Origin of the sequence: Acidihalobacter prosperus (assembly GCF_000754095.2) — a bacterium.
Classification (GTDB): Bacteria; Pseudomonadota; Gammaproteobacteria; order DSM-5130; family Acidihalobacteraceae; genus Acidihalobacter; species Acidihalobacter prosperus.
In genome coordinates this window covers 768248-787769 of sequence record NZ_JQSG02000001.1, presented here as the reverse complement: position 1 = coordinate 787769, position 19522 = coordinate 768248, and the positions used below count along the sequence as shown (strand labels likewise).

Annotated in this window: 17 protein-coding genes; 11 read left to right on the top strand and 6 right to left on the bottom strand. The window is 66.4% G+C overall.

Translation table 11 applies throughout. The features are described from left to right. Positions 1 to 453 carry a 3-hydroxyacyl-ACP dehydratase FabZ gene (gene fabZ / locus THPRO_RS03815; RefSeq protein WP_038086785.1) on the top strand — a complete coding sequence of 151 codons (453 nt, stop codon included), beginning with the start codon at positions 1 to 3 and terminating at the stop codon, positions 451 to 453. Then, positions 450 to 1223: an acyl-ACP--UDP-N-acetylglucosamine O-acyltransferase gene (gene lpxA / locus THPRO_RS03810; protein ID WP_038086784.1), complete on the top strand. Its 774-nt coding sequence runs from the start codon at positions 450 to 452 to the stop codon at positions 1221 to 1223. The genes fabZ and lpxA overlap by 4 nt, the downstream gene beginning before the upstream one ends. A gap of 10 nt (positions 1224 to 1233) precedes the next feature. Here lpxA and lpxB read toward each other — a convergent pair whose 3' ends face one another. From lpxB to THPRO_RS03795, 3 genes are read right to left on the bottom strand one after another with little or no spacing between them, the layout of a single operon-like run. Then, the gene (gene lpxB / locus THPRO_RS03805; RefSeq protein ID WP_065089227.1) at positions 1234 to 2421 is read right to left on the bottom strand and encodes a lipid-A-disaccharide synthase; all 1188 of its coding nucleotides are present in this window, start codon (positions 2419 to 2421) and stop codon (positions 1234 to 1236) included. 14 nt (positions 2422 to 2435) lie between these two features. Beyond that, positions 2436 to 3533 carry a DegT/DnrJ/EryC1/StrS family aminotransferase gene (locus tag THPRO_RS03800; protein WP_038086783.1) on the bottom strand — a complete coding sequence of 366 codons (1098 nt, stop codon included), beginning with the start codon at positions 3531 to 3533 and terminating at the stop codon, positions 2436 to 2438. 46 nt (positions 3534 to 3579) lie between these two features. Next, positions 3580 to 4530: a Gfo/Idh/MocA family protein gene (locus THPRO_RS03795; RefSeq protein WP_038087054.1), complete on the bottom strand. Its 951-nt coding sequence runs from the start codon at positions 4528 to 4530 to the stop codon at positions 3580 to 3582. Between the two features lie 161 nt (positions 4531 to 4691). Between THPRO_RS03795 and rnhB the strand changes: the two genes are divergently transcribed. Beyond that, the gene (gene rnhB, locus THPRO_RS03790; RefSeq protein ID WP_065089226.1) at positions 4692 to 5297 is read left to right on the top strand and encodes a ribonuclease HII; all 606 of its coding nucleotides are present in this window, start codon (positions 4692 to 4694) and stop codon (positions 5295 to 5297) included. 12 nt (positions 5298 to 5309) lie between these two features. On the opposite strand, the gene THPRO_RS03785 is transcribed toward rnhB, so the two are convergent. Together THPRO_RS03785 and queF are read right to left on the bottom strand one after the other, a co-directional pair. After that, on the bottom strand, positions 5310 to 6596 hold the full coding sequence (locus THPRO_RS03785) for an FGGY-family carbohydrate kinase (protein ID WP_038086782.1): 1287 nt from the start codon (positions 6594 to 6596) through the stop codon (positions 5310 to 5312). Between the two features lie 11 nt (positions 6597 to 6607). Beyond that, positions 6608 to 6997, bottom strand: coding sequence for a preQ(1) synthase (queF, locus tag THPRO_RS03780; protein WP_038086779.1), 390 nt, complete (start codon positions 6995 to 6997; stop codon positions 6608 to 6610). A gap of 87 nt (positions 6998 to 7084) precedes the next feature. Here queF and smc point away from each other — a divergent pair, with 87 nt between their 5' ends. The 4 genes from smc to djlA are packed head-to-tail and all read left to right on the top strand — an operon-like array spanning position 7085 to position 14495. Next, positions 7085 to 10582, top strand: coding sequence for a chromosome segregation protein SMC (gene smc / locus THPRO_RS03775; protein WP_065089225.1), 3498 nt, complete (start codon positions 7085 to 7087; stop codon positions 10580 to 10582). A 9-nt stretch (positions 10583 to 10591) separates the two neighbouring features. Further along, entirely contained in the window at positions 10592 to 11410 is an 819-nt protein-coding gene (gene zipA, locus THPRO_RS03770) for a cell division protein ZipA (RefSeq protein ID WP_052064033.1), read from the top strand. Next, complete coding sequence (gene ligA, locus THPRO_RS03765) at positions 11407 to 13671, top strand: NAD-dependent DNA ligase LigA (protein WP_407922437.1); 2265 nt, start codon at positions 11407 to 11409, stop codon at positions 13669 to 13671. Before zipA ends, ligA begins: the two co-directional genes overlap by 4 nt. Next, positions 13668 to 14495, top strand: a complete 828-nt coding sequence (djlA, locus tag THPRO_RS03760) for a co-chaperone DjlA (protein ID WP_038086777.1) — start codon at positions 13668 to 13670, stop codon at positions 14493 to 14495. Before ligA ends, djlA begins: the two co-directional genes overlap by 4 nt. Before the next feature lie 93 nt (positions 14496 to 14588). Here the strand turns inward: djlA and THPRO_RS03755 are convergent, their stop codons facing one another. Next, entirely contained in the window at positions 14589 to 15800 is a 1212-nt protein-coding gene (locus THPRO_RS03755) for a pyridoxal-phosphate-dependent aminotransferase family protein (protein WP_052064032.1), read from the bottom strand. A gap of 158 nt (positions 15801 to 15958) precedes the next feature. Between THPRO_RS03755 and crcB the strand changes: the two genes are divergently transcribed. Genes crcB through dacB form a run of 4 tightly spaced genes read left to right on the top strand, consistent with a single transcriptional unit; the run spans position 15959 to position 19522 of the window. Then, on the top strand, positions 15959 to 16336 hold the full coding sequence (gene crcB, locus THPRO_RS03750) for a fluoride efflux transporter CrcB (RefSeq protein WP_038086773.1): 378 nt from the start codon (positions 15959 to 15961) through the stop codon (positions 16334 to 16336). Next, positions 16333 to 16647, top strand: coding sequence for a DUF190 domain-containing protein (locus THPRO_RS03745; protein WP_038086770.1), 315 nt, complete (start codon positions 16333 to 16335; stop codon positions 16645 to 16647). Before crcB ends, THPRO_RS03745 begins: the two co-directional genes overlap by 4 nt. A gap of 42 nt (positions 16648 to 16689) precedes the next feature. Then, positions 16690 to 17964: a serine--tRNA ligase gene (gene serS, locus THPRO_RS03740; protein ID WP_038086768.1), complete on the top strand. Its 1275-nt coding sequence runs from the start codon at positions 16690 to 16692 to the stop codon at positions 17962 to 17964. Between the two features lie 7 nt (positions 17965 to 17971). Beyond that, entirely contained in the window at positions 17972 to 19522 is a 1551-nt protein-coding gene (gene dacB, locus THPRO_RS03735; RefSeq protein ID WP_236717241.1) for a D-alanyl-D-alanine carboxypeptidase/D-alanyl-D-alanine endopeptidase, read from the top strand.

Genomic DNA, 19522 nt, shown 5'->3' with positions numbered 1-19522 from the left:
TTGAATTCTTTCAACATCCAGGAAATTTTGAATTATCTGCCGCATCGCTACCCTTTTTTGCTGGTGGACAAGGTGGTGGATTGCGTGCCCGGGGAATGGCTGACGGCGGTCAAGAACGTCACTGTCAACGAGCCCTTTTTCCAGGGGCATTTTCCCAATCGTCCCGTGATGCCCGGCGTGCTGATACTGGAAGCGATGGCGCAGGCAACGGGACTGCTGGCATTCAAGACACGTGGCGATGCGCCGCCGCCGGAGAATTTCCTGTACCTGTTCGTATCAGTCGACCGTGCGCGCTTCAAGCGCCAGATAATACCCGGCGATCAATTGATCATGCGTGTGGAGCTGCTTCGCGTGAAGCGGGATATGTGGAAATTTTCTGCCGAGGCGCGGGTTGACGGCGATCTGGCGGCGGAGGCAGAGTTAATGTGCGCAGGGCGAGAGGTGGTGTCTTGATTCACCCACAGGCGATCATCGATCCCGGCGCCGAGCTCGCCGAGGATGTCAGCATCGGGCCGTTCAGTGTGATCGGTCCCCATGTCACCATCGATGCCGGCACGCAGATCGGGCCGCATGTCGTGATCCAGGGACCGACCCGCATCGGTCGCGACAATCGTATTCTGCAGTTCACCTCGCTTGGCGCCGATCCGCAGGACAAAAAATATCGCGGCGAGCCGACCGAACTTGTGATCGGTGACAGAAATCTCATACGCGAAAGCGTCACGATCAATCGTGGCACGGTCAATGGCAACGGCCGTACAGTGGTCGGCGACGACAATCTGCTGATGGCCTATATCCACATCGCCCACGACTGTCGCATCGGCAATAACACGATATTCTCGAACAATGCCTCGCTGGCGGGGCATGTGCACATCGACGACTGGGTGATCCTCAGCGGTTTCACCCTGGTGCATCAATTCTGCAGTATCGGCGCCCATGCCTTCACCGGCATGGGCAGTGCGGTCGCCAAGGATGTGCCGCCTTATCTGATCGTGTCCGGCAATCCTGCGCGTCCGCACGGGATCAACAAGGAAGGCCTCAAGCGGCGCGGCTTCACGCCTGAGCAGATCAATTGCCTGAGGCGGGCATACAAGCTGCTTTACCGCCAGGGACTGGCGCTTGAGGCGGCCGTGGTAGAATTGGGCGTGCTGGCCGCCAGCGAGCCAGCCGTGCAGCCGATGCTGGAATTTCTGCAGCAGGAAGTCCGCCGCAGCATCATCCGCTGAGCGGTCTTCCTCAAGTCCGGCCCTGGGGCGCGCCGAGCATTTCCAGGGCCAGGCTGGCGATGTCGGTGCTGCGGCCGTCTCCGGCCAACTGCTCGCGCAAGCGTTTGAAGCCTTCGCGGACGCGCGCCGCATACGCCGCGTCGTTCAGCAGCCGACCCAGCTCTCGCGAGATCGCTTCGGCTGTTGCCTCATCCTGTATCAGTTCAGTGGCGACGCGCTGCCCGGCGACGATATTGCATAGCGCGATGTGATCCACGCGGATCAGCCGGCGCATGATGCGATAGCTGATCGGGTTGACCCGGTAGACCACTGCGAGCGGCTTGCCCATCAGCGCGATTTCGAGCGTTGCGGTGCCGGAAGCGCTGACGATGGCATCGCAACTTTGGATCACGTCGTAGAAATGACCGGCAACCCGCGTGATCTCGACGGCCGCGCCACGCAGATGCATATCGATGGCCTCCTCGCTCAGGGTCGATGCCCGTGGCAGGATGAACTGCACCGCCGGCATTTCCGCCTGCAGGCGGCGGGCCGCCTCGATTTGCAGCGGCAGCAATCGTTGCAGTTCGCCGCGTCGGCTGCCCGGAAAGAGACCGACGACCGGTCGCGCGGGGTCGAGCCCGAATCGTGTTGCCGCCTGGTCGCGCGTCAGCGTCGAATGGGCCTCTTCGGCCAGTGGGTGGCCGACGAAGCGAGCGGGAACCCCGGCCGCTTCGTAAAACGGCAGCTCGAAGGGAAACACCACGGCCATCATGTCCACGCGCTCCCGGATGGTGTGTACGCGCTTGCGGCGCCAGGCCCAAACCTGCGGGCTGATGTAATAAAGCACCTTGATGCCCAGCGCGCGCGCGGTTTTGGCGAGGCGCAGATTGAAGTCCGGGTAATCGACCAGGATGAGCAGGTCGGGGCGTTCGTCGCGCAGACGTCGGCGCATCTGCTCCAGCGCCGCGCGCAGGGTGCGGTAGTGGATCAGCACCTCGACCAGGCCGACGACCGCGAGCGTGGCGGCATCGACGAGGATTTCCACGCCCGCGCGGCGCATGGCTTCGCCACCGATACCGGAAAATACGGTCTCCGGCGCGCGCCGCCTAACGGCTGCGACCAGTTGTGCCGCGTGCTGGTCGCCGGAGGCCTCGCCGCTGACGATCAGCACGCGGTGTGCGCGTGTCAGCGCGTCGGCGGGCGCGGCGGTGTCGTTCATCGTGCGTGGCCGGTTCAGGCGAGGCAGGCGCCTATCGTTTCGGTGATGCGATCCACGTCGGCGTCGGCCAGTTCCGGATAGACGGGTAGCGACAGGCACTCGCTGGCGACGCGCTCGGCGACCGGCAGGCGGATGTCGCGGCAGGCGTCCGCAAACACGTCCTGCCGGTGCAGGGGGATCGGGTAGTACACGGCACAGGCGATGTCGGCCGCCTGCAGCGCGGCCATGATTTCGTCACGGCGCGGGCTGAGCAGGGTGTACTGATGGTAGACGTGTTCGCCGGCCACGGCTTCGTGCGGCGGCGTGACGCCGTCGATCGCGGCGAGTGCCCGTGTGTACCGGTGGGCGACGCGGCGGCGGCCTGCATTGAATGCGTCTATGCGCTTGAGCTTGACGCGCAGGATGACGGCCTGGATTTCATCCAGGCGGCTGTTGAAGCCTAGTTCGGAATGGTGGTAGCGCTGCCAGGAGCCGTGGTTGCGCAGCACGCGCAGGTGCTCCGCCATTTCGGCCGAGCCGGTGCTGATCAGGCCGCCGTCGCCGTAGCAGCCGAGATTCTTGCTGGGGAAAAAGCTGAAGCAGCCGGCGGCGCCCAGTGTGCCGGTCTGGCGGCCGCCGGATGCGGCGCCAAAGGATTGCGCACAGTCTTCCACCAGCGTGAGCCCGTGGTGCTCGGCCAGCGCGCCAAGTGCGACCATGTCCGCCGGCTGGCCGAACAGGTGCACCGGCAGGATGGCGCGGGTGCGCGGGCCGATCGCGGCGGCCACCTGCTCGGGATCGAGATTGAAGGTCTGAGGGTCGATGTCCACGAACACCGGCGTGGCACCCACGTAGAGGATGGCTTCGGCGGTGGCGATAAAGGTGAACGGCGAGGTGATGACCTCGTCGCCGGGTTTGATGCCGGCAGCGATCAGGGCGAGGTGCAGGGCGTCGGTGCCGGAAGCGACACTGACCGCGTGCGCGGCGCCGAGGTAGGCTGCAGCTTCTTCCTCGAAGGCGCGCACATTCGGGCCGAGAATGAACTGGGTCGACTCGAGTGCCTGCAGGATGCCCCGGTCGATCTCCTCGCGCAGCGCCAGGTACTGGGTTTTAAGGTCTACCATCGGGATCATGCCGGTGTCTCCGCGAGTCGCGTGTCGTGGGGCTGTGGGGGCGGGATCAGCTGGGTGCCGAGGCGAGCAGTTCGGAAATCCGAATCGCCGTCTGCAGGGCCAGGCGGCCGTCCTCGCCGGTCACCGGCGGCGAGATATCGCGCCGGATGGCGTCAAGGAAGGCGGCGATTTCGTCGCGGATCGCGTCGCTGCTTTCGAACAGGCTTTCCTGCGAGGTGATCTCGGGAATGCCGGGGAATATCTCGCGTTCGCCCTTGCGGTGTACGCTCAGGATCTTGTCCTGGAAATCGATCGAGATGTAGGCGTCGTTCTGGAACACGCGCATCTTGCGTTGCGGCTTCATGCTGACTCGGCTGGCGGTGACATTGGCCACGCAGCCGTTTTCGAAATGCAGCCGTGCATTGGCGATGTCGATCTCGGCGGTGAGGACCGACACGCCGTTGGCGTCGATCTTGTCGATCGGCGAGCGCACCAGCGTCTGGATGATGTCGATGTCGTGGATCATCAGGTCGAGCACGACGTTGACATCGGCACCGCGAGGGTTGAAGGCGGCGAGACGATGCGACTCGATGAAACGCGGGGTGTCGAGCACGCCGTTGAGGGCGAGTACCGCGGCGTTGAAGCGCTCAAGATGGCCGATCTGCAGGACCAGATTGCGTTCGCGGGCCAGGGCGATCAGCTCGTCCGCCTCGGCCACGGTGGTCGTCATCGGCTTTTCGAGCATGACGTGGATGCCATGGGACAGGCAGTCGCGGGCTACCGCGTGGTGCAACTGGGTCGGTACGACCACGCTGACGGCGTCGACGGCGCCGAGCAACTCGCGATAATCGGTGACGGCGCGCGTGCCGCATTCCTCGGCGACGCGTTCCGCCTGTCCGCGATTGGGATCGGCGACCGCCACCAGCTCCGCTTCGGGCAAGGCGGCATATTTCTGCGCGTGGAATCGGCCGAGATAACCCACGCCGATGACTGCTGTCTTTAGTGTTTCGCTCAAGATCGAGGGCTTGCCATGAATTCGGGTTTGCGAAAACGGTGTCCGCTGCCGGGCGCCGCAGTGTTCGCGTCGGCGCATGTTCGCATTTACCGGGGGGCTTAGGCAATGCGAACCGCCTTCGTCGATGCTATCGTGCGCGCCGGGAGTAGCGACAGGATATCGGCATGGGCAACCAGCGAGCGCAGGAACCGTTCGACGGCGAAGGGCGATTGTGGACGGCGGGTGTCGACGAGGCAGGGCGCGGGCCGTTGGCCGGGCCGGTGATTGCCGCGGCCGTCGTGCTCGATCCCGCGCGGCCGATCGAGGGCTTGGCCGATTCCAAAAAGCTCAGTGCCCGGCGGCGCGAAACCCTCGCCGTGGCGATACGCGCGCACGCGTTGGCCTGGGCCGTCGGCCGCGCCGAGGTCGAGGAAATCGACCGCTTGAATATCCTGCACGCGAGCATGCTGGCGATGCAGCGGGCGGTGGCTGCACTGCCGCGGCTGCCCGAACGGGTGCTGATCGATGGCAACCGCTGTCCGGTACTGGATTGCGAGAGCCAGGCGATCGTGGGGGGCGACGACAAGGTGCCTGCGATCAGCGCGGCCTCGATCCTGGCCAAGACGGTGCGCGACGCCGAGATGCTCGCGCTGCATGCGCGCCATCCCGAATATGGTTTTGATCGTCACATGGGCTATCCCACCGCGCAGCACAGGGAGGCGCTTCGCCTGCATGGACCCGCCGACTGTCATCGACGCAGCTTCGCGCCGGTACGCCGCTGTCTGGAGTGATCCACGGCCGTTTCAGGATTGGCGCGCGCGCAGCGCAAGCAGCGCAGCGCCGTAGGCGGCCGCCTGGTGTGCGGGTGGCAGCAGCGGTACGCCGAGACGGTCGGCGCGGATGCGTGTCCAGCCGGCGTTGAGCGCGCCGCCGCCGATACTGCGCACGCTGAGCAGGCGCTCTCCGCCTGCAGCCTGCAGTCGCGCGTAGCCCAGGCGTTCGATTTCCGCCATGCCTTCCAAGATGCCCTGGAAGAAGCGGCAGCTGTCGTCAGGCCGCGGCGTCAGGCGCGGCGGCAGGGCCGGGTCGGCGATCGGAAAGCGCTCGCCCGGGTGCAACAGCGGGTAATAATCCAGCCCGGTCGGTTTCGTGGGTTGCAGCGCCTTGCTGCAGCGGGCGATTTCGTCGTCGGCGAAAAACGCGCGCAGCACCGCGCCGCCGCTGTTGGATGCGCCGCCGGCCAGCCACAACTCGCCCAGCCGATGGCTGTAGATCCCGGATGCCGGCTGGAAGACCGGTTGCTGGCATAGGAGCTTGAGCACCAGCGTGCTGCCGAGCGAGGTCACCGCCTCGCCGGGCGCAGAGGCGCCGGTGGCGAGGAAGGCGGCAACGCCGTCGGTGGTGCCGGCTACTAGCGCAATGCCGGCCGGCAGACCCAGCGCACGCGCCAACGCCGGGCTCAGCGTGCCGACGGGCGTGCCGGGTGCGTGGACCCTGGGCAGGGAGCCGGCCGGTACGCCTAGCTGTGTCAGCCACGCCGGCCAGGCGCGGGCGACGGGGTCGTAGCCGAGCTTGAGCGCGTTGTTTTCATCGCTGGTGCCCAGCGGCGCACCCAGGCGCGCGAGCAGCCAGTCGGCCTGGTGCAGGACGCGAAATGGGATGGCCGGTGGGCGTTCCCGCAGTAACCAGAGCAGTTTGGCCAGGGCCGAGCTGGCACCGTGCGCGCCGCTTTCCGCCGGCGCGGTATCGGCGATGCGCGTGGCTTCCGCTTGGGCGCGCTGGTCGGCATACATCAGCGCGGGTCCCAGCGGCTCGCCTTTGCGGTCGGACAGCAGCAAGGTGCCGGAAGTGCCGTCCAGCGCGAGCGTGCGCGCCGCAAACCCCGCAGGTATCGCACGCGCCACCGCCGCCAGCGTCGCGTGCAGCGTCAGCCACCAGATCGCAGGCGCCTGCTCGAGTCGGCCGTGGCTGCCGAGCGGCGCCGGCATCGGGCACTGGGCCTGCGCGCGCACAGCGCCGTCGTCGTCGATGGCGAGCGCGCGCACGCCAGAGGTGCCCACGTCGATGCCGATCGCGAGCGGTCGCGTCACCCGGTATCCGCCTAGGGCAGGGTGATCGGCGTGGGCGGCGCCCAGTCTGCGGCGCGATGCTCGGCGACGACGGTGGTGTAGATCCCGCCCCGCACGTTGAATTCGGAAGTCAGACGCACGAAGCGGGGCGCGATGGCCGCGACGATGTCGTCCACCATGCGGTTGGTAACCGCCTCGTGGAAGGCGCCTTCGTCGCGGTACGACCATACGTACTGCTTGAGCGACTTGAGTTCGACGCAACGCGACTCGGGTACGTATTCGAGATGCAGCGTGGCAAAATCCGGTTGCCCGGTCACGGGGCACAGGCAGGTGAACTCCGGGATGCGGATGCGAATGGTATAATCCCGATTTGGTTCCGGGTTGGCGAAGGTCTCAAGCGCCTTGCTCGGTTGACTCGGCATGGGTATATCCTGACAGGGGTGGGAAAAACCATGCAGTATATCACCAGCCCGGCGTCGACCACGCCGGCCTCCTGGCACAATTAGCGCATGCGTCTGAGCAAAATCAAACTCTCGGGTTTCAAGTCCTTCGTCGATCCGACCACGATCCCCCTGTCCAGCCAACGTGTCGGTATCGTCGGCCCGAACGGCTGCGGCAAATCCAATACCATCGACGCGGTGCGCTGGGTGATGGGCGAGTCGTCGGCCAAATACCTGCGCGGCGAGTCGATGGAAGACGTGATCTTCAACGGCTCGTCCGCCCGCAAGCCGGTAGGACAGGCTTCGGTGGAGCTGGTGTTCGACAACAGCGACGGCACCCTCGGCGGCGCCTATGCGCAGTATTCCGAGATATCCGTCAAACGGGTGGCCTCACGCGACGGCCAGTCGCAGTACTACCTCAACGGCACGCGCTGCCGTCGCCGCGACATTACCGACATCTTTCTCGGCACTGGCCTGGGGCCGCGCAGTTACGCCATCATCGAGCAGGGCATGATTTCTCGCCTGATCGAGGCCAAGCCCGAGGAACTGAGGGTCTATATCGAGGAAGCGGCGGGTATTTCGAAGTACAAGGAACGTCGCCGCGAGACCGAAAATCGCATCCGGCACACGCGCGAAAACCTCGACCGGCTCAACGACCTGCGCGAGGAGATCGACAAGCATCTGGCTCACCTCAAGCGCCAGGCGCAGACGGCCGAGCGCTTCAAGAGCCTGCGCCAGGAGGAGCGCCGTGCGCAGGCGGAGCTGATCGTGCTGCGGCTCGAGGGTCTGGGGGCGGACATCGCTCGCCGCGAGCAGGCCATTCGTGAGGCGCAGACGGCGCTGGAGGAGGCGGTGGCCAGGCTGCGTGCGCGCGAGACTGATCTGGTGCAGGGGCGCGAACGTCTCAATGCCGCCAACGAATCCTTCAATGAGGTGCAGGGGCGGTTCTACGAGGCCGGCGCGGAAATATCGCGCATCGAGCAGGCCATCCAGCACGCGGAGAACCTGCGTGCGCAGCGCGGTCAGGCCCTTGAACAGGCCGAAGCCGCGCTGAGGGAATCGCGCCGGATACTGGAGGCGGACGAAAGCAAGGCCGACAGCCTGAACCAGACCTTGAGCGCACGTGCGCCGGAGGCGGCCGATGCCGAGGTATTCGAGCGCGAGACCATGCAGGCACTCGAAGGCGCCGAACTGGCGATGGCCGACTGGCAACGCCGCTGGGACGATTTCAACCACCGTGCCAACGAGCCGGCGCAGCGCGCGCAGGTCGAACGGACGCGGATGGAGCATCTGGAGCGCCAGCTCCACGGGCTCGGGGAACGTCACGAACGCCTGAGCCGCGAGACCGATAGCCTGGATACCGCCGGCACCGAGCTGGAGATATCGCGCATCGAGGCGGACGTGCAGGCGCAGCGCCAGGGCGTCGAGGATCTCGACCGGCGTCTGACCGCCATACTCGAACGGATAGAGACCCGCCGCACCGGCATCCGCGAAGACACGCAGGCGCTGGATCAACTTCGCCGTCAGGTACAGACCATCGGCGGGCGGCTGGCTTCGCTGGAGGCCCTGCAACAGGCCGCGCTCGGCAAGCGCGAGGGTGGTCAGTCCGCCTGGCTGTCGCAACAGGGCCTGGGCGACGCGCGACGTCTTGGCGAATGCCTGCGCGTCGATGCCGGCTGGGAGTCGGCCGCCGAGGCCGTGCTCGGCGGACTGCTGGGCGCGATCTGTGTGGACGACCTCGCGGCAGTGGCCGATGTCGCCGGCGGGGACGAACGTGCACCGCGCACCTTTGTCGATCAAGCCGCCCGCGCGGGCGGCGAGACCGTTGGCCTCGCCGCGCACGTGCGCGCCCCATGGCCACTGACCGACTTGCTTGCCGGCGTCGGTACGGCCGTGGATCTTGCCGATGCACTGGCGCGGCGGGCTTCGCTGGTAGCGGGCGAGTCGTTGGTCACGCCCGCGGGCGAGTGGGTCGGTCCCGGTTGGTTGCGTCTACCGGATCGCGACGAAGCTCATGCCGGCGTGCTGGCACGCGCGGAGGAGATCGAATCCCTGCGAACGCAACGCGAATCGCTGGAGGCCGAGGCGCGCACGCGCGTCGCTTCGCTGGATGCGGGGCAGGCCGAGCTGCGCGAGTTGGAGGCCGAGCGCCAACAGGTTCAGCAGGCGGTCAATCAGGCCCATCGGGAGTTGGCGGCTGGCGAGGGCCGATTGAACAGTCAGCGCGGGCGCCTGCGCCAGCAGCGCGATCGCGCGCATGCGATCGCTCAGGAACTGGCCGAACTGGATACGCGGCGCCAGAACGACCGCACGGCGTTGGACGAGGCCACCGCTGCGCGCAATCGCGCGGTCGCGGAAATGGAGCGGCTGAGCAGCGAGCGCGCGGCATTGGAAACCGAGCGCGCTCGGTGTCAGGAGGCATTGGGTGAGGCGAGACAAGCCGCGCAGACGGCTCGCGAGACCCGACACCGTTTGAGCCTGTCGCTGGAATCGTTGCGTGTCGAAACTGCCGCCACCGAGCAGGCGCTGGCGCGCGGCCGCGCGCAGTGCGCGGAACTGGATCAGCGCGTGAACGGCCTGCGCGAAACGCTGGAGGCCGACTGCGCGCCGGTGGCCGATCTGCAGGCCGAGCGTGCGCAGGCGCTTGAGCGCCGCAGCCAGCTCGAACGCGAATTGACTGCGGCGCGCAGCAGCGTGCAGGCGGTCGAAAACGGTCTGCGCGAGGCCGAGCAGGCACGCGTGGCCATCGAGCGCGAGGTCGAGGCATTGCGCGAGGCGCTGGGTACCCGCCGCGTCGAGCTCGAATCGGTGCGTGTGCGCCACGAAACCCTGCTCGAACAGTTGGCGGAAACTGATTTCGAACGGGAAGTCCTGCGCGCCGAGATGGCTCCGGAGGCCGATATCACCGCCTGGGAGAAGCGCGTAGCCGATCTTGAACAACGCATCCAGCGCCTGGGGTCGATCAATCTGGCCGCCATCGACGAATTCAAGACCGAGAGCGAACGCGCCGAATATCTGGCCGGCCAGCACGCCGACCTCAGTGCGGCGCTGGAAACCCTGGAGTCGGCGATCCAGAAGATCGATCGCGAAACGCGGCAGCGTTTCCGCGAAACCTTCGATCAGGTCAGTGCCGGCCTCAAGGACATGTTCCCACGTCTGTTCGGCGGTGGCGAGGCGCGTCTGGAAATGACCGGCGAGGATCTGCTCAGCACGGGCGTGGCCGTGCTGGCGCGGCCGCCGGGCAAGCGCCTGTCGACCATCAATCTCATGTCGGGTGGAGAGAAGGCTTTGACCGCCGTGGCGCTGGTGTTCGCAATTTTCGCGCTCAACCCGGCGCCTTTCTGCATGCTCGATGAGGTCGATGCGCCGCTCGACGAGGCCAATGTGGGGCGTTTCGCGCGGCTGGTCCAGGAGATGTCCGAGCGCGTACAGTTCATCATGATCACTCACAACAAGGTCAGCATGGAGTCCGCCGATCACTTGATCGGCGTGACCATGCGTGAAGCCGGGGTGTCCCGCCTGGTAGCCGTGGATATCGACGAAGCGGCCCAGATGGCAGCGGGCTGAGGATTTTCCATGGATGCATTGCGTTGGATATTGCTGTTGCTCGGAGCGGTCGTGCTGATCGCGATCTATGTGCTGGGCAAGCGCGCCGAGGTGCGGCGAACCCGGCACGACGATGGGCGCGACGAGCCGCGTTTCGGAGATGAAGCGGGTTTTCAGGAGACGGATGAACCGGTCGCGCCGGAGGATGAGTGGGAAATCATCCCTGTGCACCGGCACGAGCCGGTCGCGCCGCCGCTGACGGCGCATGACGACGCGGAGCCGCAGGAACCGCAAGAACCGCGGGTCGCGCCGCCGCGCGAGGCGCAGGCCGTCGAACCCATGCGCGAAAAACCTGCCGCTGACGCTCGTTCCGGCGGGCGGGAACCCGCGGACACTGGGCGCGCACCAAGCGACGATTTCGAGGATATCCTGATCGTGCACGTGGTGGCGGGCGAGGTGCCGCTGGCTGGTACCGCGCTGGCGGAGGCCTTTGCCGAACTCGACCTCAGCCTGGACGAGCGCGGCGTCTACATCCGCGCCGACGAGCGCGGCGAAGCGCCGCTGTTCGGTGTGGTCAATATGGTCAAGCCCGGGGTGTTCGCCGTGGACGCGCTGGACGATCTCGAAACGCCCGGCATCAGCCTGTTCCTCACGCTGCCTGGCCCCGAGGCGCCGATGCGGGCCTTTCGCTCGATGAGCGACTGCGCCAAGCGGCTTGCCGAGCGCTTGGGCGGACGTCTTGAGGACGAGACCCACAGCGCGCTGAGCGCACAGACGTTGACCCACATGGAGGAACGCGTGCGTTTGTTCATCCAGCATCGTGCGCGCGTCGCGGGGCCGCTGCGGTGAGCGCGGCCGAGGCGCCCGTCGAGCGGGCGCGAATGCTGCGCGAACGTATCGAGCATCACAACTATCGTTACTACGTCCTTGACGACCCGGAGGTTTCGGACGCCGAATACGATGCCCTGCTGCGCGAGCTGCAGACGCTCGAATCGGCATATCCCGAGCTGATCACGCCGGATTCCCCGACGCAGCGCGTCGGTGCCAAGCCCGCTGGAGGCTTTGGCGAGGTACGCCACCGCGTCCCCATGCTGTCGCTGGAAAACTGCTTCGACGAGACCGAGCTGCGCGCTTTCGACCGGCGCGTGCGCGAGCGGCTGGGGCTGGGCGGGGAGATCGAGTACATGGCCGAGCCGAAGCTCGACGGTCTCGCCGTGAGTCTGCGCTATCTGTCCGGCCGGCTGGTGCAGGCGGCAACGCGCGGCGACGGCGTCATCGGCGAGGACATCACGCTCAATGCCCGCACCATCGCCAGCATTCCGTTGCGTCTGCGCGGCGAGGCGCCAGCCGTGTTGGAGGTGCGCGGCGAGGTCTACATGCCGCGCAGCGGCTTCGAAAAGATGAACGCGGCCGCGCGCGCGCGCGGCGAGAAGGTTTTCGTTAATCCGCGCAATGCCGCGGCCGGCAGCCTGCGCCAGCTGGATCCGCAGATCACCGCCGCGCGTCCGCTGGCGTTCTATGCCTATGGCCTTGGCGAAACCGAGGGCCTGTCGATCGCGCGGCGTCATGCAGCCGTGCTTGAGGCCTTGCGTGGCTTCGGCCTGCCGGTCAGCGACGAAATCCGCCGGGTGAAGGGCGTCGAAGGCTGTCTCGACTATTACCGCGCCATCGGTCGGCGGCGTGCGGAACTGGCCTTCGACATCGACGGCGTGGTCTACAAGGTCGACGATCTCGACTGGCAACAACGGCTGGGCTTCGTGGCCCGCGCGCCGCGCTTTGCCATCGCGCACAAATTTCCGGCCGAGGAGGCGCAGACACGCGTCCTCGGCGTCGAGTTTCAGGTCGGCCGCACCGGCGCGCTCACACCGGTGGCACGTCTGGAGCCGGTGTTCGTCGGCGGGGTCACGGTGAGCAACGCCACGCTGCACAACATGGACGAGGTCGCGCGCAAGGACGTGCGCGTGGGCGACACGGTAATCGTGCGCCGCGCGGGCGACGTGATTCCGGAGATCGCTCGCGTGCTGCCGGAAATGCGTCCGGCCGATGCCGCCCTGATCGCGCTGCCGGCAGCCTGTCCGGTATGCGGCTCCGAAGTCGTGCGCGTCGAAGGCGAGGCCGTGGCCCGCTGTTCCGGCGGACTGTTCTGCGAGGCCCAACGCAAGGGTTCGCTGATTCACTTCGCCTCCCGTCGGGCCATGGACATCGAGGGGCTCGGCGACAAGAGCGTGTCCCAACTGGTCGATCACGGTCTGCTGACCGATGTGGCCAGCATCTACGCGCTGCACGACAAGCGTGATCAGCTCGTCGCCCTAGAGCGCATGGGCGAAAAATCCGTGGACAATCTGCTCGATGCGATCGAGACGAGCAAGCAACGTCCGCTGGCACGGCTGATTTTCGCGCTGGGCATTCCCGGCGTGGGCGAAGAGACCGCACGCGAGCTGGCCGCGCACTTCTCCGAGCTGACGGCACTCGTCCGGGCGCAGGTGACCGATTTCATCGAGCGCCGTGGCGTGCCGGGCATCGGTCCCAAGACCGCGCAGGGGATCGTGGATTTCTTCCTCGCACACCCCGCGCTTGAGCACGGCGGCGGAGATCTGGCCGGTTTCCTGCGATCGCTGGCGATTCCGAAGGTCAAAGGCCGTGTGCTCGATGGGCTGGTCGAGGCATTCGCAAGCTTCGATGCCATCAAGGCCGCGGGCGTCGCGGATCTGGTCAACGACGAACGCGCGAACGTGTCGGGTGTCGGCCGGATCACTGCCGAAAATATCGTGACATTCTTTGCGCAGGATCATAACCGCGAGGTGATCGAACGCCTCGAACAGGCGGGGGTGAGTCCTGCCGCGGCGCCTGCGGAGCCGGCGCGCGCCAGCATGCTTGCCGGACGCACCTACGTGCTGACGGGCACCTTGTCCGGTTTTACCCGCGACGAGGCCAAGGCCGCGCTGGAGGCGCGCGGCGCGCGCGTGAGTGGCTCGGTGTCCGCCAAGACCACCGCGGTGATCGCGGGTGCCGATGCCGGTTCGAAACTGTCCAAGGCGGAAAAGCTCGGCATACCGGTACTGGACGAGGCGGGTTTGCGCGCATTGCTTGAGGGAGAGGAGACGACATGAGCTGGTGGGGCAAGGGAATCGGCGCAAGCGTCGGATTCGCCCTCGGTGGGCCGCTAGGCGCTCTGCTCGGTGGGGTGATCGGGCATCAGGTCGATCGCAAAAAGGATCAGTACGACGCGGCCCAGGTGCGTCTGTCCGATCAGCAGGCGACCACGCAGGCCGCTTTTTTTACCGCCACCTTCGCGGTGATGGGGCGCCTCGCCAAGATCGACGGACACGTCAGCGAGCTTGAGATCGAAATGGCGCGGAGCATTATGCAGCATATGCAGCTCAACGAAGCCCAGCGCCGCGCCGCCATCGATCTGTTCAACCAGGGCAAGTCGGAAGACTTCGATCTGGAGGCCGTGCTCGACCAGTTCCGCAGCGTCGTGCATCGGCGCAGCTCGCTGGTGCAGATGTTTCTTGAAATCCAGATCAGCGCCGCGCTTGCGGACGGTGCCATAGACAATCGCGAGCGCGATCTGCTGTTGCACATCTGCGAGCGACTCGGCTTCTCGCAGCTCCAGTTCCAACTGCTGTTCGCCCGCGTGGCGGCAGTCATGGGGCTGTTCGGCACCGCGGGCGAAGGTCCCGCCGGCACCGGCCGCGGGCACGCCGGCCCGAATCCGAAGGCGCGCCTAGAGCAATCCTATGCCGTACTCGGCGTCGACCCTGGCGTCAGTGACGATGAGCTCAAGCGCGCCTACCGTCGACTGATGAACCAGAATCACCCGGACAAGCTGGTATCCAAGGGTCTGCCCGAGGAAATGATCCAGCTGGCCAACGAAAAGACGCAGCAGATCAAGCAGGCCTACGAGACGATCAAGCAGGCGCGGGGCGCTTAGCCGGGGTGTCTGCCGGCTTGTGCGAGCAGGCGGCGGCCATTGAAGGAAAGGGGCGCCGAGGCGCCCCTGAACAGGTTCTCTACCGCGCCTGCCCTAAGCGTAAGCGGCAGCCTTGATCTGGTCGCTAGCAGCCGAATAGGCGGCTCGCGCGGCATCGGTCGCGGCGCCGCGAGCCGGAGCATGTCCCTGTGCGGCCAGAATGGCCTCCAGGGCGCCCAGCAGCAGGTAGACGTTGCGCGGGTTGCTGGCATAGCCCATCAGCCCGATGCGCCAGATCCTGCCGGCCAGCGGGCCGAGGCCGGCACCGATCTCGATGCCGTAGTCGTCGAGCAGCGCACCGCGTACCGCGGCTTCGTCGACGCCCTCGGGTACACGTACGGCGTTGAGCTGGGGCAGGCGGTGCTCGGGAGCCACCACGAAGCTCAGGCCCATGGCCTCAAGCCCGGCGCGCAAGGCTTCGTGGTTGCGACGATGGCGCGCCCAGGCGTTTTCGATACCTTCCGCCTGCAGCAGCACGAGCGCTTCGTGCAGGCCGTAGAGGGCGTTGATCGGCGCGGTATGGTGGTAGGCGCGTTTGGCGCCTTCGCCCCAATAGCCCATCACCAGATTGAGGTCGAGGAACCAGCTTTGCACCTTGTGCTTGCGATTGCGGATGCGCGCGACCGCGGCTTCGCTGAAGCTGACCGGCGACAGTCCGGGGGTGCAGGAGAGGCATTTCTGGCTGCCGGAATAGACCGCATCGATGCCCCAGGCATCGGTCTCGACCGGGGTGCCGCCGAGCGCGGTGACGGTGTCGACGATGGCGAGGCAGTCGTGGCGGTGGGCGATTTCGACCAGCGTGCGCGTGTCGGATTCGGCACCGGTAGAGGTTTCGGCCTGTACGAAGGCGACGGTGCGCGCCTCGGGATGCGCCTTGAGGGCGTCCTCGAGTTTTTGCGGGTCGACGGGCCGCCCCCATTCATCTTCCACCATGACCGGCGTGGCGCCGCAGCGCTCGACGTTCTCCTTCATGCGGCCGCCGAAAACACCGTTCTGGCAGACGATGACGGTGTCGCCTGGTTCGACCAGATTGACGAAGGCGGTTTCCATGCCTGCGGAGCCGGGTGCGGAGACGGGCAGGGTGAGGGCGTTGCGGGTGCGGAATGCGTACTGCAGCATGCCCTTGAGTTCGTCCATCATGGTGACGAACAGCGGGTCGAGATGACCGATGGTGGGACGGGCCATGGCTTCGAGGACGCGCGGATCGACGTCCGAGGGGCCGGGGCCCATGAGCACCCGTTTCGGCGGGTGGAAACTGTCTGTCATTGTAGTGGTCTCCTGCTCCTGCTTGCTGAGGCCACGCAGTATAAGAGGCGCGGCCTCAGCTGGCCAACGACGGCCCGCTCATTGACGGTTTGATCCGCTGCCGCAAGAATGGACCGGCGGGCGCACTTCGCTCGCGCATGAACCACAAGGAGAGGTCCATGGGATTGCAGTTGCTGGCCATTGCGCTCGGCGGCGCGGTGGGTGCGATTTTACGTTTCGGCGTATCCAACGGCGTTTATCAATGGCTGGGCCGGGGTTTTCCCTGGGGGACGCTCGCGGTCAATGTGATCGGCTCGCTGGCCATGGGCTTTCTCACCGCGATGCTGGTTGAGCGCCTCAACGTGGCACCGGAAATCCGTGCCGCCGTTATGACCGGAGGTCTGGGCGCTTTCACCACCTTTTCCACCTTTTCCATCGAGACGCTGAGTCTGATCGAGCAGGGCGACGTGCTCAAGGCAGGAGTGAATATGCTGGTCAGCGTGCTTGTCTGCGTCAGCGTCTGCTGGTTGGGTCTATTGCTCGGGAGGCAGCTATGAAGGTCACCGTCGCTCGCGTCTATCTGCACGAAAGCGCCAACGCGCACGAAAAAATCCTGCGTTATCTGCACGATGAGGCCCAGGTCTGCGGCGCGACGTTGTTTCGCGGTATCAGCGGTTTCGGCCGCTCGGGCGAGGTGCATACGAGTTCCCTGCTGACCCTGTCGCTGGACCTGCCCGTGGTGGTCGAGTTCTTCGACCGTCCAGAGCGCGTGGCCGAGGTGGTCAAGCATATTTGCACCCTGGTCGATCCGAGCCATATCCTGACCTTCGACGCGACGGCGCACGATCCTTCGAACGGGGATGCCTGAGCGTGTAAACTGACGCGCCTTCCGCCCAGCACACGGTATCCCATGCTCGACATCAAACGTCTGCGCAACGACCCCGAGGGCATCGCCCGTATCCTGGCCCGCCGCGGTTTCGACTTCGACCTGGCGCGTTTCAACGCCCTGGAGAGCGAGCGCAAGCGGCTTCAGGTCGAAACCCAGGAACTGCAGAACCTGCGCAATACGCGCTCCAAGGCCATCGGCCAGGCCAAGGCCCGGGGCGAGGACACGCAGCCGCTGCTGGACGAGGTGGCTTCGCTCGGTGGTCGCCTGGATGCCGCCAAGAGCGCGGCCGAGGCGGTGCAGGGCGAACTCGAGGCGCTGCTGCTTACGCTGCCCAATCTGCCGCACGAGTCGGTGCCCGAGGGCGCGGACGAGGACGCCAACGTCGAAGTGCGTCGCTGGGGCGAGCCGCGCGTGTTCGACTTCGAGCCGCGCGACCATGTGGATGTGGGCACCGCGCTGGGCGGGCTGGACTTCGAGGCCGCCGCGCGCATTTCCGGCGCGCGTTTCGCCGTGCTGCGCGGCGAACTGGCGCGCCTGCAGCGCGCGCTGACGCAGTTCATGCTCGACGTGCATACCCGCGAACACGGTTACGAGGAGGTCTACGTGCCTTATCTCGTGCAGTCGCAGGCCCTCCGCGGCACCGGGCAGTTGCCCAAGTTCGAGGAGGACCTGTTCAAGGTCGACGGCGAAACGCCGTTCTATCTCATCCCCACGGCCGAGGTGCCGGTCACCAATCTCGTGCGTGAGCAGATCGTGGAGGCGGACGCCCTGCCGCTGCGGTTTACGGCGCACACGCCGTGCTTCCGCTCCGAGGCGGGCTCGGCCGGACGCGATACGCGCGGTCTGATCCGCCAGCACCAGTTCGAGAAGGTGGAGATGGTGCAACTGGTCCATCCCGATACCTCCTGGGAGGCGCTGGAGGCCCTGGTCGGGCATGCCGAGGCGATACTGCAGCGACTGGAGCTGCCGTACCGAGTGATGTCGCTGTGCACCGGCGACCTCGGTTTCAGCTCGGCCAAGACCTACGATCTGGAGGTCTGGCTGCCGGGGCAGGGGCGTTACCGCGAAATCTCCTCGTGCTCGAACTTCGAGGACTTCCAGGCCCGTCGCATGCTGGCGCGTTACCGCAATCCAGAGACCGGCAAGCCGGAACTGCTGCATACGCTCAACGGCTCCGGTCTCGCGGTCGGCCGCACCCTGGTGGCGGTGCTGGAAAACCATCAGCAGGCCGACGGGCGCATCCGCGTCCCGGAAGCCTTGCGTCCCTACCTCGGCGGCAGCGAATTCATCGGTTGATCTGCGGGTGACGCGCCAACCGCCAGGCTCGCGATTGCCGGTATCCCGGACGCGGCGTGGCGTCGTGCGCGTGGCGTTGCTGTTCGCCGTGTGCGTGGCGGGGGTTCGAGCCGCACCCGCCGACCGGGCACCCTATTCGCTGCCTGCACTCGAGCGATTGGCGCAGGCAGGCGCAGATGTCAGCGTACGCGTGATCGAGCTCGAGAACGGGCGTACGCTCGCCGCGCTGAATCCCGCCAAGGCTTTGATCCCGGCCTCGGTGACCAAGCTCTACACGACCGCGGCGGCGCTACGGCACTGGGGGGCGGCACACCGCTTCAAGACACGGGTGCTGCGGCAGGGTCCGGTACGGGGTGGCGTGCTGCACGGCGACCTGGTCTTTGTCGGTGGCGGTGATCCGGGGCTGGTCAACGCGCAATTGTGGGCCCTGGCGCAGCGCGTGCGCGAGGCCGGTATCGCTGCCGTGGACGGTCGTCTGCTGGTCGATCCCCGCGGCTTCGGCCCGGTGCCTTGCGTTACCCGAGACCGTTGCCACGCCAGGATCGAGAGCGAAGACGCCTATAACGCGCCACTGTCCTCGGCGGGCGTCGACTACAGCAACGCCTGCCTGAGCGTGCGCCCCGGTGACTCGCCGGGCACCCCGGCACGGCTCGCCTTCGAACCCTTCGACCTGCCCATGCTGGCGATTCGCGGCAGTATCAAGACTTTGCCGCCGGGTCGACCGGCGCATATCCGGGTGATCCGGCGCAGCGAGAACGGTCGCGAAGTATTCGTGATTTCCGGCGGCATCCCGCAGGATGGCAGGACGCGACGATTTTATCGCTCCATCGCGCACCCCGATCGTTATGCGGGCGAAGTGTTTCGCGCGTTTCTCGAACAGGCCGGCGTTACGGTGCGGGGTGGGATCGGCGTGGTCGGTCAGGGTGATCCGTCGCCGCGAGGCGTGCGCGTGGCCGAGGTGAAGGGCACGCCGCTCGGCGAATTGCTGCGCGGGATGCTGGTATACAGCAACAACTACATGGCCGATACGCTGGCGCTCGACTGGGCGGCCGCCGAAGGCGCGGCCGTGCCCATCACCCTGCCGCAGGCGGGACGTCGTCTGACCGCCTTTGCGCGCGATGTGAATGCGGATTCGCCATTTGCCTGGGCGCATGGCGGGGGGCCAGTGCTCGAAAGCGGCAGCGGCCTGACGGTGGGCAATCGCCTGTCGGCCAACGACGTAACCGCGCTGTTGGCCCATGAATACCACCGCTATGGCGATTTCCCGGCCTTTCTGGCCGGTCTGACCGTGCCCGAGCAGACGCCGGTGGCCATGCTCAAGGGTGGCGATTCGGCTTGGGGTACGCGCGTGGCGGCCAAGACCGGTTCGCTCAATCAGCCGGTTTCCGTATTTTCGCTCGCAGGGTATTTGCGCCTGGGCGGCGGACGCTGGGGCGCGTTCGCGGTACTGGTGAACGGCAGTCGAGCGCATCCGCACATCGGCCTGTTCCGCGCGATCGATGCCGTGCGCGCCGATTTGCAGGCGCTGCTGGCGCGGGATGACGCAGCGCGCCGCTAG

Coding starts and splice junctions, on each gene's coding strand:
- THPRO_RS03745 (WP_038086770.1), top strand. CDS start 16,333: ATGAAGGTCACCGTCGCTCGCGTCTATCTGCACGAAAGCGCCAACGCG.
- THPRO_RS03755 (WP_052064032.1), bottom strand. CDS start 15,800: ATGACAGACAGTTTCCACCCGCCGAAACGGGTGCTCATGGGCCCCGGC.
- smc (WP_065089225.1), top strand. CDS start 7,085: ATGCGTCTGAGCAAAATCAAACTCTCGGGTTTCAAGTCCTTCGTCGAT.
- crcB (WP_038086773.1), top strand. CDS start 15,959: ATGGGATTGCAGTTGCTGGCCATTGCGCTCGGCGGCGCGGTGGGTGCG.
- THPRO_RS03800 (WP_038086783.1), bottom strand. CDS start 3,533: ATGATCCCGATGGTAGACCTTAAAACCCAGTACCTGGCGCTGCGCGAG.
- djlA (WP_038086777.1), top strand. CDS start 13,668: ATGAGCTGGTGGGGCAAGGGAATCGGCGCAAGCGTCGGATTCGCCCTC.
- lpxB (WP_065089227.1), bottom strand. CDS start 2,421: ATGAACGACACCGCCGCGCCCGCCGACGCGCTGACACGCGCACACCGC.
- zipA (WP_052064033.1), top strand. CDS start 10,592: ATGGATGCATTGCGTTGGATATTGCTGTTGCTCGGAGCGGTCGTGCTG.
- serS (WP_038086768.1), top strand. CDS start 16,690: ATGCTCGACATCAAACGTCTGCGCAACGACCCCGAGGGCATCGCCCGT.
- rnhB (WP_065089226.1), top strand. CDS start 4,692: ATGGGCAACCAGCGAGCGCAGGAACCGTTCGACGGCGAAGGGCGATTG.
- queF (WP_038086779.1), bottom strand. CDS start 6,997: ATGCCGAGTCAACCGAGCAAGGCGCTTGAGACCTTCGCCAACCCGGAA.